This window comes from Pirellulales bacterium, from assembly GCA_035499655.1.
Taxonomy (GTDB): domain Bacteria; phylum Planctomycetota; class Planctomycetia; order Pirellulales; family JADZDJ01; genus DATJYL01.
Window position 1 is genome coordinate 18,703 of sequence record DATJYL010000168.1, and the last position, 13,369, is coordinate 32,071.

At 57.1% G+C, this 13,369-nt stretch carries 12 protein-coding genes and 2 tRNA genes; 3 read left to right on the top strand and 11 right to left on the bottom strand.

What is annotated here, in order from left to right; translation table 11 throughout:
- Positions 1 to 39 precede the first annotated feature (39 nt).
- A complete protein-coding gene (locus VMJ32_12005; GenBank protein ID HTQ39744.1) occupies positions 40 to 1,488 on the bottom strand; it encodes a hypothetical protein in 1,449 nt (482 codons plus the stop codon).
- 475 nt (positions 1,489 to 1,963) lie between these two features.
- Positions 1,964 to 2,854: a TIM barrel protein gene (locus tag VMJ32_12010; protein HTQ39745.1), complete on the bottom strand. Its 891-nt coding sequence runs from the start codon at positions 2,852 to 2,854 to the stop codon at positions 1,964 to 1,966.
- A gap of 239 nt (positions 2,855 to 3,093) precedes the next feature.
- Here VMJ32_12010 and VMJ32_12015 point away from each other — a divergent pair, with 239 nt between their 5' ends.
- Positions 3,094 to 3,399, top strand: coding sequence for a hypothetical protein (locus VMJ32_12015; GenBank protein ID HTQ39746.1), 306 nt, complete (start codon positions 3,094 to 3,096; stop codon positions 3,397 to 3,399).
- Positions 3,400 to 3,647: 248 nt separating this feature from the next.
- On the opposite strand, the gene VMJ32_12020 is transcribed toward VMJ32_12015, so the two are convergent.
- On the bottom strand, positions 3,648 to 4,649 hold the full coding sequence (locus VMJ32_12020) for a pectinesterase family protein (protein ID HTQ39747.1): 1,002 nt from the start codon (positions 4,647 to 4,649) through the stop codon (positions 3,648 to 3,650).
- A 546-nt stretch (positions 4,650 to 5,195) separates the two neighbouring features.
- Between VMJ32_12020 and VMJ32_12025 the strand changes: the two genes are divergently transcribed.
- Positions 5,196 to 5,972, top strand: a complete 777-nt coding sequence (locus tag VMJ32_12025) for a hypothetical protein (GenBank protein ID HTQ39748.1) — start codon at positions 5,196 to 5,198, stop codon at positions 5,970 to 5,972.
- 4 nt (positions 5,973 to 5,976) lie between these two features.
- On the opposite strand, the gene VMJ32_12030 is transcribed toward VMJ32_12025, so the two are convergent.
- The 3 genes from VMJ32_12030 to VMJ32_12040 all read right to left on the bottom strand — a co-directional run bounded on the left by VMJ32_12030 (position 5,977) and on the right by VMJ32_12040 (position 8,633).
- Positions 5,977 to 7,140: a putative zinc-binding metallopeptidase gene (locus tag VMJ32_12030; protein ID HTQ39749.1), complete on the bottom strand. Its 1,164-nt coding sequence runs from the start codon at positions 7,138 to 7,140 to the stop codon at positions 5,977 to 5,979.
- 118 nt (positions 7,141 to 7,258) lie between these two features.
- Positions 7,259 to 7,332 (bottom strand) — tRNA-Arg (locus tag VMJ32_12035).
- Positions 7,333 to 7,454: 122 nt separating this feature from the next.
- Positions 7,455 to 8,633, bottom strand: a complete 1,179-nt coding sequence (locus tag VMJ32_12040; GenBank protein ID HTQ39750.1) for a thiolase family protein — start codon at positions 8,631 to 8,633, stop codon at positions 7,455 to 7,457.
- 202 nt (positions 8,634 to 8,835) lie between these two features.
- Here VMJ32_12040 and VMJ32_12045 point away from each other — a divergent pair, with 202 nt between their 5' ends.
- Positions 8,836 to 9,150 carry a hypothetical protein gene (locus VMJ32_12045; GenBank protein ID HTQ39751.1) on the top strand — a complete coding sequence of 105 codons (315 nt, stop codon included), beginning with the start codon at positions 8,836 to 8,838 and terminating at the stop codon, positions 9,148 to 9,150.
- A 12-nt stretch (positions 9,151 to 9,162) separates the two neighbouring features.
- Here the strand turns inward: VMJ32_12045 and VMJ32_12050 are convergent, their stop codons facing one another.
- The 5 genes from VMJ32_12050 to miaA form a co-directional block, all read right to left on the bottom strand.
- On the bottom strand, positions 9,163 to 9,906 hold the full coding sequence (locus tag VMJ32_12050) for a hypothetical protein (protein HTQ39752.1): 744 nt from the start codon (positions 9,904 to 9,906) through the stop codon (positions 9,163 to 9,165).
- Between the two features lie 156 nt (positions 9,907 to 10,062).
- The gene (locus VMJ32_12055; protein HTQ39753.1) at positions 10,063 to 10,365 is read right to left on the bottom strand and encodes a hypothetical protein; all 303 of its coding nucleotides are present in this window, start codon (positions 10,363 to 10,365) and stop codon (positions 10,063 to 10,065) included.
- A gap of 104 nt (positions 10,366 to 10,469) precedes the next feature.
- Positions 10,470 to 10,543, bottom strand: a tRNA-Val gene (locus VMJ32_12060).
- Positions 10,544 to 10,600: 57 nt separating this feature from the next.
- Complete coding sequence (aspS, locus tag VMJ32_12065; GenBank protein ID HTQ39754.1) at positions 10,601 to 12,376, bottom strand: aspartate--tRNA ligase; 1,776 nt, start codon at positions 12,374 to 12,376, stop codon at positions 10,601 to 10,603.
- Positions 12,377 to 12,476: 100 nt separating this feature from the next.
- On the bottom strand, positions 12,477 to 13,369 hold an 893-nt coding region (miaA, locus tag VMJ32_12070; GenBank protein ID HTQ39755.1), incomplete at its 5' end, for a tRNA (adenosine(37)-N6)-dimethylallyltransferase MiaA.

Consider the following 13,369-nt stretch of genomic DNA (forward strand, 5'->3'; position numbering starts at 1 on the left):
CTGACTTGAAACGGCTTGATGGATTGGTTGAAGCAGTCCTTATTTCGTCCAGGGCCAAAAGCCTCCCTTGGCTTGCGGCTTGGAAGCCGTGACCGGGACCGCGGCTGAATCTGAAGGTGAATTTGACGAGGCCGATGTATTGGACGACATCACGCTGGACAAGGCTGGTGTGGACGAGGTGTCGTGGGGGCCGCCTGCAGCCGGAGTGGGCGAATTATCGGCCACCAGCGAACTAGTGGCGGCAAACGCAGTTGGGTCGAGCCACTGAACGGGATATTTGGTTCCGGCGCTGGCGTAGCCGGCGGTTTGCAGCCGGTTCGCGGCGACTTGCGCTTGCTGGCGGGCATCTGCGGCCTTGGCGGGCTCGCCCAATTGGTCGCAGACGGCGGCCAAATTTTTCCATTCGGTGGGTCCGCCCGACATTGCCACGGCCTGTTCCAGGGTGGAGCGGGCTTCGTTGAGTTTTCCGAAATGCGCCAACAGCACGCCGAGTTCGTTGGCGGCCATGAAATTTTTGGGTTCGACCAATAAGGCGGTTTGATGAAAGACGACGGCTTTGGCCTCGGCAATTTGCACGCGCGGGCCGTGCATTTCGGCCGGAGCGGTGCAGATTTTTCCCAGTCCGAGCAAAGCCAAGGAGGCCACCGGTTGGTCAGCACCAGCGGCGGCCAACTGCTCCTGCGCATAAGAGAGATACATCCGCTGCGCTTCCAGGGCCGTGATGTTGGACCAGGGCTGCTCTTTCAAGACCGGCGTGTGATGGGCGTCAATGATCAGACGGAAGTTGAGATCGGTTTCGAGTTGTTCATCGCGGGGGACAAAGTCGTCAACTTCTTGCATGGCGCGCAAACCTGCGCTAAGCGCCCGCACATGGGCATCGGTATTTCGCTGTGCGTCCATGGCGGCGGCCAAGATTCGCAAAGATTCGATGAATTGCATTCGTGCGGAATACATTGCCCCACGTTCGGCCAGGCTGAATCCGCGGCGGGCGGCTTCTTCGGCTCGCCCGCTAATGGCGGCCATTTCCGGCGAAGGGGCGGTGGGCCCCCAGGGCAACATCGTGCTGGTCGCGGTAGGCTGGTTTGAAGTGTTGGGCTGTTCCGACGTGGGCGGCTGAGCGGGGTTTAATGTCGGCGCGATCGTGACGTAAAGGTGATGAGACGAAGGGTCATCGACAGGGGCAGTCGGAGATTCCTGCATGGCCGACTTCTGTTTGCTATTTTCGGCGGCGTCGACATGGGGATCGTCCGAATCGCCATGTTTTGGATCGAGCGTTACTGAAATATCAACGGACTTGACGGTTTCCGGCGTAGACTCCGGCGAGGGCGTTATGCTGGACTCGACATCGACCTGGTAAGCCGAGACGCGAACGGCGCGTTGGGAACCGCTTGGCCCAGCGAGCACAGCGGGCGGACAAGCCGGGGCTTTGCTCAACGGCGCAACGGCGACCGGCGCCAGTAAGCCCGGCGCACCTGACGATTGGGACATTGCACCCGAGGGCATTGTTCCCGAGGCATTACCGGTCGCGGAGGATGTGCGTTGGCAGCCGCATAATAGGGCTACGGTGAGCAGAAGCAATCGGAGCAAAGTGCGCGCGTCGAGGGCGCAAGGAACACGTTCCATCGTTCGTCCGTGAGGTAACATCCGTGTTTATGGGTCAATGCGCAGCAAACGTGACGGTGGTAAAGCGCCTAATCCACCGTTTGCCGTCTTCCGTCGTCCAGCCAGGGTCATTTAATGGCTAAGACCTTCATGGTCCGCAGCCGAAAGTGAATCGTGGAAATGGCTTTATTTCACGAATCGACCGACGGTAGCGGTTGGATTGAGCAATCCAGCGGAATCGCGCCAGGTGGAACGTACGGGCTCCCGGACAGCCGACACAGTCCGATTTGCTTATGATCGAAGGATCGCAGACAGGACGTGAACGGATGGTTTTGCCCAAAGGGAACAGGAGGCATAAACCTTACTGTTTTACAGCCGGGGCGAGTTTTCCGGCCGCATTTAAACCGGCGGCGGTCCAGGCCTGGGTAAGCCGTTCGCCGGCGGTGCGGACAATTTGTTCCCGCTTCATCCCCTTCACGTGCTGCGAGGCCACCGCCGGCGTAATGGGTCCGTCATAACCCAGCTCAGCCAACTGCACCAACACGGGGGGCAGTTCGATGGCGCCGGTTTCTGCCACCATCAGCCGATCGTTTTTATCGCAATCGGGAGCGGGCTTGTCGGCTGGCGCGTCGGAGACAATCACGTTTATGATTTTATCGGCCCCCAGTTTGTGAATATCAGAAAAACTGCCGCCGGCGACATGTAATTCGAACAAATCGGCGACAATACCAACATTGCCCGCGCGAATCATTCCCACCAAGGTGACCAGGGCATCGAAGGAGTGAATGAATTGAAAAGCGCGATCCTTGCGTAAATCGGGGTCGGAGTAGAATTCCAAGCCCAATTTCATGTGCCGGGGGGCTAAGAGCTCTCCGATTTCGGCGAGACGGCGGCGGTGAAATTCGAAGTTTTCGTGATAGGGGCGCAAATCGTTTGCCGGCGCCACGGTGGTTATGGCGCGTGACAGGCCCAACTCGGCGGCCAACGAGAGCAGTTCCTCGGCGGCGGCACGGCTGGATTGATAAGCTTCGTCGTCTTCGTCCCACACCAAGGGCAAACGAAACGTTCCCAGCTTCAGGCGGGCACTGTCGATCAGCCGCCTCGCATGGGGCAAACCATAGGTTTTTACGGATTGTTGAAACTCGGTTAGGTCGAGATCGATGCCTTTGAAACCGTAAGACAACGACAGTTCGATGATTTCGCTTTGCCGACCGGTAATGCACAACGCGGCCGGACTCAAATTCCGAAACATGCAACTTGCCTCTTTAAGATTCCAGTACACCCCTGAGGTAGCAAAGGCCTTGAACTCATGGCGGCCCACCGCGGCGTTTGCCAGGAAGCAACTGATTATCGCAAAACGTTGGCCAAAATTGAAGGGGCACTCTTGAGCGGGTGGTGGGACAATTTTAAGCAGTGAGGCAATTGCTGCCGCCTAAACGCGGCAATGTGCCGATTGTCCCAGGACGTAATCTGCGGCAGTAGAGCCTAACCGTGGCACCGAACATCCATGTATTGCAGCCGCCCACTTTGTCGTACACGCCGGTAAGTCCCCGAGTTTCGTTCAATTTTGCGGTTGGTTTGGGGCTGGACCTCGTTGCCGCGGTAGTCGTCATGGCCGTGGGCGAACAGCGGCGTCGCGAGCACCTTGCCCGTGAATCGTCTCAGCGAGCCAGCATTACCAACGGCAGCAGCCGAACGTTACACGCCGTGGGCGCAACGAACGGTGAAGGAGGAGAGCACAATGATAGTTTGGATGTGGACTTGGCGCGCACCCATATCGTGCAGCACCCTAAGTAATTTGTGAATTTACGCCCGGACGCGCAGACCATTTGAATGGCAGGCCGTGTGGAAGTTTGGGCGCAAACTACTTCAGCTAAAATGTGATCGTTCCAGCAAGCCGCTGCATCGGCATCGGCGCCTTTCAAGCCCGGCTTTTCCCTGCGGGCATGGCCAAGAGTCCCCTGTGCATACACACGCCGAACTTCGCATCCTGCCACCTCTGCATGTCCGCGGGTTTAAGCAGCAGCGGCTTGAAGCTGTAATGATCACTGCATAACTGGGTTCCAATGATCGGAGCCGCCCAGAATTTTTTCAATGGTGTACTCCGCCGCTTCTGCGTCCGTAAGTTGTTTGGTCCAGGCGGCGCGCTTTTCTGGGTTGGCGCCCGGGCCTGTGCTTTGATACTCGGCGTAGCGGGCGGTTTTTTCGTTCTCGGCGCGGCCCCAATTATTCCAACCCTCGGGCTTAATATGGTCGTCCATTTGACAGTGGATATAAGCCACGCTTGCATACGGTCGCCAAGGCCGGCCGAGATCGGCAAACTTGTTTGGTTTTTTTGGCGGCTCCGAAGTTGTCGTGTCGCCCTCGGGGGGCGTCCAAGGAATGTTGTCCCCCGTGAGCTGGCAATTTATAAAGACAAAGCCGTACAGATGATCTTGCGGGGTGCTGGCCGCGGTAACGTGTCCACCATTGCGGCTGTGGATTTCGCAGCGATCGAACACGGCGGTGGCAGAGCCATAAATAAAATCCACCCGGCCTGCGATATAACAGTTTTGGAAATACTGCCGTCCGCTGTTCACCATCAGCGTATCTTGCCAACCCACAATGCGGCAGTTTTTGAAAACCGCGCGATCCGCATCGACCCGCAGCGCCAACGCCTGCCCATGGTCGCCCGACGTGTTTTGAAAAGTGAGATTTTCGGCGGTAAAGCCATCGCCCAGAATCTGCACGCCGGGATTGAATCCGTCGGCGCCCGGGGCGATGGGATCTTTCACGTTGTGCGGCCAAGTGAGCAGCGTGGTGGCAGCATCTTCCCCCACAAATCCAAAGTTCGGTTTATCCTTTGGAACAATCATTTGCCCTTCATACGTGCCGGGCTTGATACGAATTACAGTGCGATCCGCTGTATTTTCGGGCGCCGCGGCCACGGCTTCCTGCGGAGTCTTAAAATCGCCGCTGCCGTCGCTGGCAACGCTGAACGTTTTCGTCGCTGCCTGGGCAGGGAAGGCGGACAACAGCACTATCACGATGGTGATACTAGATTTCATGAATCGAATGCATTTTTTGCCGCGCGGAATTGGATACCAAGCAGCAATTCTAATCGCCTTCATGTGTAGTCGCAGCGTCTGGCCCATGCGGAAGTTTAATGTATGGCGCCAATTTGGGAATGGTTTTGGCGAGGTCTTCGGCGACAAGCTGGCCAATCATCTTAGGGGATAGGCCATCCGCAGCCCGCACCAGTAGACTGGGGAACGCAACGGCAAATAACGCCGCGATAGTTGCCGCACAGAATCTAGAACCCGTACCTTTTCGCATGCGACGCGCTCCAGTTGAATTTGAAACTGACATGATCATGTCAGTTTCAGGTTAGCACGCTGACGAGCTGGAAGGAATTCAGAGGCACATAAGCTGTCGGGTGGTGGGACAAGTTGAAATTCCGACAGCCGCTTTTCCCGACTGACACAGTCGGGCTATGTTCAAATTGGCCCACCACCAGCTGTCTAAATGTTAGTGCAAATGAGACCCGGAATTGCTAAGATAAAGATTCCGAACCAATCAAGGACGATACATCCTTAATCTGGTCAATTCCAACCGTGGCCCTTGACATCGTTCCACTTTGGGCGGTATTTGTCGGCTCGCTGGCAACTGCACTTTTGGGTGCGGAATTGGGGCACCGGCTAGGGGGGATTCGCCATCGCAGCGCCGAACACGAGAAAGAGCCCACCGTTGGCGGCATTGTCGCCGCAGAGCTTGGGTTGCTGGCATTCCTATTGGCCTTCACGTTCGGATTAGCTGCTTCGCGCTTTGAATCCCGGCGCGGAACCCTGTTGGACGAAGCCAACGCGATCGGAACAACATTTTTGCGCGCAAAAATGTTGCCCGAGCCAGAACAATCCGAAATTCGGCAACTGCTGCGCGAGTATGTCGACGTGCGGCTGGCCGCGGTGCAAGAAGGCCAGTTGGAATCCGGGATTCGCCGCTCGACGGAAATCCAAGATGAACTGTGGAAACAAGCCACCTTCGTGGCCGAGAAAGACACGCGGTCAATTCCGACCGGTTTATTCATTCAGTCGCTCAATGACTTGATCGATCTGCATTCGAAGCGGCTGATGATTGGAATTCGTAGCCGAATTCCCATTACCGTTTGGTTGGTTCTGTCTACGGTTGCGATTCTCTCTTTCGGTTCCTTGGGCTATCACAGCGGGCTAAGCGGCGCGCGCCGTTCGCCGGTTGTATTATCGTTGGCGCTAACATTTGCCATTGTCATCTGGATGGTCGTGGACCTTGATCGTCCCCAAGAAGGATTTTTGCGCGTCAGCCAACAGCCGATGATCGAATTGCGCAGCTCGATGGCCGAGCCGAAACCGTAGGCGCTTAAATCAAGGAGTTCCCGCCGCGGGCCTCCTTGACCACCATTTGAATAAAATGCATTTTGCGCAGGACCGGCCGCGACATCACAAAGGGATAGAAGTCATGTTGTCCCATGCTGCGCGCCAGTTCGTTTAAGACAGTCGTGAGCTGGACCCAAGAATTCACCAGCAGCACCACACGCTGCGCATCGGGAGCTTTGGGGTCGTACAAATCGTTGACTGTGAACGGTTCCACCGCAGCTTCCACATCTTCGCCGCGCAATCCGTAACCCAGTGCTGTGTCCAGACTGTCGACGACGTGCAGATAGTGCGCCCAAGACTCCGCCCAATCTTCCCACGGATGGACCGATGCATAAGAACTGATGTGTTGGTTTGCCCAGTCGGCAGGCGGCCCCTGCTGGTAATTCCGTTTCAGTGCCGCCGCATAATCTTGGCGCTCATCGCCAAACAGGGTGCGGAATTTTTCCTGCCACGGCGTTCCTGCGATCAGGCGATCCCAATAATAGTGGCCAATTTCATGCCGAAAATGTCCCAGCAGCGTGCGGTAAGGCTCGTGCAGTTCGTGCCGAATTTTCTCCCGTTGTGAATCGTCTGCTTCCTCAACATTCAACGTGATCAGGCCATTGGCGTGTCCGGTAAGCACGCGCGGACCATCTTTGGGCGATCGTAAAAAGTCGAACATGACCCCATGTTCCGGATCCTCGGAAACTTTCGACTTGACAGGCAAACCCAACATCAGCAATTGCGCTACGAGCCGTCGCTTGGCGTTTTCAATCAGCCGCCACCTACGGCAATTGTCCGGGTCATCGAGTTGTGGAATGGTCCGATTGAGTCGGCAGGAAATGCACAACAATTCCGTGTCTTCGATAGGAACCAGCCAATTGCAACCTGCGGGCGAATGGAAATTTTTGCACCGTCGCCACAGCGGAGCGGGCTTTTTTTGGCCGTGCAGTTTCCAAGTATCTACTGTCGAGCCCTGTTGAAGCGCGCGCACCTGGGCAAGTTCTGGTTCGTAACCGAGCGCCGCCTTGCATGCTAGGCATTGGCTATTGCGAAAAAACACGGGCCTTCCGCAGCTACAGCGATACGAGTGGCCGCGGCCCGCAGGCTCCTCGCTTCGCCACGCCTCAGCCAGGCGCTTGGTAATTGCCTCGAAGATGCTGGCCATGCCTGGGAATTCAACTCATGGTAAAGTGCCTGTTGGGGAAAGGATTCTAACCGAGCCAGGGCGACGGACGTCGCCAGGTCGCAGAAGGGTAGATGCATCGGGCGCTCCAACCCAACAATATCCGCGACAGGATTTGAACCTGTAACCTTCGGCTCCGGAGGCCGACGCTCTATCCAGTTGAGCTACGCGGACTAAGATGCCGTGGTGCAACTACGAAAAGCACTCGCGACCGCATGTTGGCGATGACAATTTCGTATTTTACGAAATTCGAGGTCAATTACTAGCGAGCGCTGGAGCGACAGATTCGGCGGAATTTAGAGAGCTTCCACCGCCAGCGCTACGGCCTCGCCGCCACCAAGGCAAAGCGCGGCGAGTCCGCGCTTTCCGCCGGTGCGATGCAGAGCGGTAAGCAACGTCACTAGAATCCGCGCGCCGCTCGCGCCTATCGGATGCCCCAGCGCCACCGAGCCGCCGTAAATATTGAGCTTATCGCCGGGAATGTTCAACTCTTTCGCCGCCGCCATCACCACGGCGGCGAAGGCTTCGTTGATTTCAAACAAGTCGACGTCGGCCACGGTCCATTTCATCTGCGCCAACAGTTTTTGAATTGCGCCGATGGGCGCAGTCGTAAACCACTCCGGCTCGTGACTGAATGTAGCCGAACCCACAATACGAACCTGCCGTTTCAACCCCAAACTGCTGCACGCCGCAGCTGATGCCAACAACAGCGCCGCCGCCCCGTCGTTCATGCTGGAAGCGTTTGCAGCAGTGATCGTCCCCTCGGGACTGAAAGCCGGCCTTAGCGCCCGCAACTTTGCTTCGTCCAAACGTGCCGGCTCTTCATCAACGCTGACGATTGTGGTTCCCTTCTTCATCGTCACCGGCAAGGGCACAATTTCGTCGTCGAACACACCGTCGGCCATGGCCTGTTGTGCGCGCCGGTAACTGCGGACTGCAAAATCATCTTGCTCTTGGCGAGTGAAATTGAATTTGGCCGCGCATTGATCGCCGTAAATGCCCATCAACTTGTCGCCATAGGCATCGCGCAATCCGTCGTGCAGCATCGAATCGATCAGCACGCCATTTCCCAGCCGGTACCCTGCCCGGGCGTGCGGCAACAAATACGGGGCCAAACTCATGCTTTCCATCCCACCGGCTACGACAATTTGCGCCTCGCCCAATTGAATGGCCTGCGCCCCCAACATCACCGCCTTCAGACCGGACCCGCAAACTTTGTTGACCGTGGTGGCGCCCACGCTGGCAGGCAAACCGGCCTTGAGCGCCGCCTGGCGTGCCGGATTTTGGCCCAGGCCGGCGCTGACCACGTTGCCCATGATGACTTCGTCGATTCGGTTCGACGGTACGCCTGCCCGCTGCACTACAGCTTCGATGCACACGGCCCCCAATTGCGGCGCCGGCACCGTCGCCAGCGCGCCGCCCAACGCTCCGATGGGAGTGCGTGCGCGAGCGACAATGAACACTTCGTTGGGCATAGCGACGTTCCGAATTATGGGGGCCAATCAATTCTATCCGCCAGATGATTACGGCCTAGTGGCGCGGCATTTGCGCCAACCGCTAGCGACGAACGGATTTCATCGGGTTCTGTGGTGCATTACAATGGCATTCAAATCCATTGTTTCTTTCGCATCACTCTTCCCACGCCTGACGGGGCAATGTTTTCAACAGGGGCTACGTATGAAAAGCATTCTCACAATTCTCGTGCTGACTGCGATTTTCGCTGGCGGCGGATTTCTGGTCGGCTACGCCACCGCAAGCCAGCAACTTGTCCCGCCCGAGCCGAATTGGTCGAACGACATGACCACGGAGCAAAAAGAGCAATCCCTTGAAGCTGGGAGGGAGCAGATCAAAATCTTGGTGGAAAACAAGCAAGCCCGTGGCGCAGCCGCTGAAAAAGGCGCATTCATCGGAGCGCCTCTCGGATTTGTCGTCGGCTTGGCAATCACCGCGCTGCGGCGTCGAAACAAAGCGGCTGTGCAGAATCCACCGTAGCCGAGGCGAGCATCACGTCATGCTGAAGTGCCGCAGCGAGATTCCAGCGATAATCAAAATGGCCGACATCATCCACACCGGCGCCATCGATCCGACCGGCGACCCGCCCACGATGGCCAGCACGCTGAGCGGAAGAAAAATCAATCCCGCCGCAAGAGCAAACCAGCCAATGCCGTGCATCAAGCGAATGGTTCTGCGGTCGCTGGGCCGGCTGCCGACCGCCGGCTCGGCGATGGCTGACAAATCGCCAATAGCTTTGCCAGTGTTTTGGGAAATCTGTTCGGCAATTTGCTGGGCGTCGGGCCACAGCATTTCCGGAAACACAAACTTCCCCTCGGAAGTGTACACGATATATTCTTGCTGCCTTCCGCCGGGCGCGTACATGTTGGTCACCGAAAACGGTTGAACGCCGGCCACTTCGCTCCACGCGAGTTTTGTCCGCCGCATCCGCCGCAGCGACCACATCGAAAACTGGTGGCCATATATCTGCAGGCCGTCGTCGCTGATCGTGACGTACGCTTGCCAAATGCCGATCCCCACGCTTAAAAACCACAAACCGACGAGGCCCAGCGGATCGATGATGACCCAAATGGTCGCGGCAATGGCCCGTGCCAAATCGAACGGCTGTTTTTCCGCGCCGGTGAACACCCACGCCAGAAAAATCGCCACGAGCAGCATGCCCATTCCGACGAGGCTCAATAACCAGCCTTTGGATTGGTACGGACGAAATGTCGCTGGTGTCGCCGCGTCGGACATAAAATCCGCCGATCTATTGGCACGATGTGCTGTTAGCAACGGATTCAGGCTATGGCTCTTGCTCCGAAAAAGTTTACGACATAACACCAACACAGCGCCGAACTGTTGCGCAATTAGGCGGCCGCAAGCATTCCAACGGGAAAGTGGCGAGGTTGTTTACTGACGAATAGTAACCCATCGCCGCATGCGGCCCAAAAGTCGACTAACGAGAAATTGCAAAATTCCCGCAACAGTGACCCCAGCGAGCGGCAGTGCCATAACAATTACCCAGGCTGGAACCTCAATGCTGCGTGTTGCTCCGGCCCGAATTGCCGCAGCGTAGTATTGATAATTCGCTTGAACAATATTCCAATTGACGGACTTTAACCAAATCCATACCCCGAAAGTCACGGCAGTTGATAGAACGCCGATAGTAAGACCCCATCGCTGTTCTTCAATTTTGGCAAGCAAGCGTTTCATGGATATTTCCTATACCTTTAGAGGTGGCACAACACAACAGAATGTTCGCATGGTCCGTAGCCACTAACAATATCAGTTTCCAGGCCTCAAACATCGTAAAGCAGTGGGCGGTACAGGACTCGAACCTGTAACCTCCTGGGTGTAAACCAGACGCTCTGACCAATTGAGCTAACCGCCCGACAAACGAACTCGCGTAAAATGTTATGGCTTGGAGGCACGGCGCGCCACCGCCGATTCACTTCGCAATGGTGATTCCCAACTCCTTGAGCTGCTTGGCGTCGACCGTGTTCGGGGCGTCGGTCATCAAATCGGTCGCCTTTTGCGTTTTGGGGAAGGCCATGCAATCGCGGATGTTGTTCAAACCGCCAAACAGCATCACCCAACGATCGATGCCCAGCGCAATGCCCCCGTGCGGCGGTGCACCGAATTGCAGGGCGTCGAGCAAAAATCCAAACCGCTGGCGGGCCGTTTCCGCATCGATTCCCAACAGTGCAAATACTTCTTGCTGCAATTGTTGATCGTGAATTCGGATGGTGCCGCCGCCGGCTTCGGAACCGTTGATCACCAAGTCGTATGCCTGGGCGCGGCACTTACCCGGCTCGGATTTCAACAGTGCCGCATCTTGCGGCCGTGGCGCCGTGAACGGATGGTGCATCGCCGCCCACGTTTTTTCTTCCGCGTCCCAGGCGAACATGGGAAATTCCACGACCCAGGAAAAGTGCATCGCCGCAGGGTCGTACAGCTTTAACTCCTCGCCCAGGCGTTTGCGAAGGTTATGCAGTGCTTTGCAGCAAGTCTCGAACGAATCGGCTACAAATAGCAAAAAGTCGCCGGGCTGAGCCTGCATGCGCTGGGCGATTTTTGTCAGCAGCGCGGGGGAAAAATTTTTGGCGATGGGCGAGGCCAAACCCGGCGCGCCGGCGCCCTCTTCCACTTTGAACCAGGCCAGGCCTTTCGCGCCGGAAACCTGGCAGATTGATGCGGTCAATTCGTCGATGTCTTTCCGGGAGTATTTTGCCGCCGCGCCTTTGGCGTTGATTCCGCGAACCTGCTGGCCACTGTCGGCGGCCGCACGAAACACGCGAAACTCCGCCTCGCGGGCCAAATCGGTCACGTCGACAATTTCCAATCCAAAACGTAAATCGGGCGCATCGTGCCCGAAGCGCTGCATGGCTTCGTCGTACGTCATACGCGGAAGCGGCAGTTGCACATCTAGCCCCAGCACTGCTTTTGCAACCTTGGCAACCAATCCGTCGATGATGCCGATGACGTCGTCAGCTTGTACGAACGACATTTCCAAATCCAACTGCGTAAATTCCGGCTGGCGATCGGCACGCAAGTCTTCGTCACGAAAACAACGGGCCACCTGCACGTAACGGTCGTAGCCGGCGACCATCAGAATTTGTTTGTAAAGTTGCGGCGATTGGGGCAGCGCGTAAAACGTGCCGTGCTGAATGCGGCTGGGCACGAGATAATCGCGGGCCCCTTCCGGCGTGCTGCGGCCGAGGACCGGTGTTTCGATGTCGAGGAAGCCTTGCTCGTCGAAATAGTCGCGCATGCTCTTGATGATGCGGTGCCGCAACTCCAGGATGCGTTGCATTTCCGGCCGCCGCAGATCGAGAAAGCGATATTTCAACCGCAAATCTTCTCCAGGTAAATCTTGGGCAGTGGGCAAAAACGGCGGCGTGGCGGAGCGGTTGAGTACGACGAGCTTTTCCACCCGCACTTCAATTTCGCCGGTGGCTAATTTTGGATTGGCCGCGCCTTCGGGCCGCCGAGCCACATGGCCGGTGACTTTCAACACCCATTCGCAGCGAATGTTTTTGGCCAACTCCAGATTTTCGGCTCCGCTTTCTGGCGAGACGACCACTTGTGCTTTTCCGTAACGATCGCGCAAGTCGATGAACAGCACGCCTTGATGGTCACGGTACGTGTCGACCCAGCCGCAAAGCGTGATCGTTTGGCCGACGTGGCTGGCCCGAAGTTCGCCGCAAGTGTGTGTGCGATACAAGCGTTGATCCTTCCAAAAGACGGTAAGAAAATCGAACTGGCCATTCTAAATCGACGGGGCGTTTGGCGAAAGGTTCGTTTCCGCCGGTAAAGCCGCGGCTTTATGCTGCCGGATTTGCAGCCAGCGCCATAATCTTCCGAGCCGTTGCCTCAGGATGCAGCGGCTCACTCACGGCAATCCAGCGGCATTCGCTCAAACTGCGAAACCATGTCAGTTGCCGCTTGGCAAACTGCCGGGTGCGGAGTTTGACGAGTTCGATCGTGGCCGGCAAATCGCGCTGGCCGTGAAGGAATTCTAGCACTTCTTTGTAGCCCACGGCTTGGCTCGCCGTGCGGCCGAAAGCCGATGGCGATTTTGCCGTCTGGGGACGGCGGCTAAACAGCTCGGCCGCCTGCACCCTGAAGCCTGAACCCTGAATCTGCCGCACTTCGTCAACGAGGCCCGCTCGGAACATTTCATCAACCCGCTGACGGATTCGCATTTCCAACTGTTCGCGCGGCCAATCGAGGACAAACACACGGCACTCGCTGGCTGGTCGGGCTTGATCGAACTGATTTTGCATCTGGCTGATCGGCTGGCCGGTGGTGTGCTGCACTTCCAGCGCGCGAATAATCCGCCGCACGTCGTTGGGGTGCAACTTCGCCGCCGCCGGAGCATCGACTGCTTGCAATCGCCGATGCAGCGCTTCGGCGCCCTCGACGCGCGCGATTTCTTCCAATTCGCGGCGCAGTTTCCAATCGGCCGGCGGGCCGCTGAATAATCCGCGCAAAAGCGCTTTCAAATACAATGCCGTACCGCCGACAAACAGCACTTGCTTGCCGCGCGCTGCAATGTCGGCTACGGCCCTTTTGGCCGCTTCCAGATACTGAGCGACGCTGAACTCTTCATTCGGATTGAGCACGTCGATCAAATGATGCGGTACCCCCTGCCGCTCTTCCGCCGTGGGCTTGGCGGTGCCGATATCCATGCCGCGGTACAGCGCCATCGAATCCA

Coding starts and splice junctions, on each gene's coding strand:
- VMJ32_12050 (HTQ39752.1), bottom strand. CDS start 9,906: ATGTCCGACGCGGCGACACCAGCGACATTTCGTCCGTACCAATCCAAA.
- VMJ32_12030 (HTQ39749.1), bottom strand. CDS start 7,140: ATGGCCAGCATCTTCGAGGCAATTACCAAGCGCCTGGCTGAGGCGTGG.
- VMJ32_12045 (HTQ39751.1), top strand. CDS start 8,836: ATGAAAAGCATTCTCACAATTCTCGTGCTGACTGCGATTTTCGCTGGC.
- VMJ32_12040 (HTQ39750.1), bottom strand. CDS start 8,633: ATGCCCAACGAAGTGTTCATTGTCGCTCGCGCACGCACTCCCATCGGA.
- VMJ32_12010 (HTQ39745.1), bottom strand. CDS start 2,854: ATGTTTCGGAATTTGAGTCCGGCCGCGTTGTGCATTACCGGTCGGCAA.
- VMJ32_12055 (HTQ39753.1), bottom strand. CDS start 10,365: ATGAAACGCTTGCTTGCCAAAATTGAAGAACAGCGATGGGGTCTTACT.
- VMJ32_12020 (HTQ39747.1), bottom strand. CDS start 4,649: ATGAAATCTAGTATCACCATCGTGATAGTGCTGTTGTCCGCCTTCCCT.
- VMJ32_12005 (HTQ39744.1), bottom strand. CDS start 1,488: ATGTCCCAATCGTCAGGTGCGCCGGGCTTACTGGCGCCGGTCGCCGTT.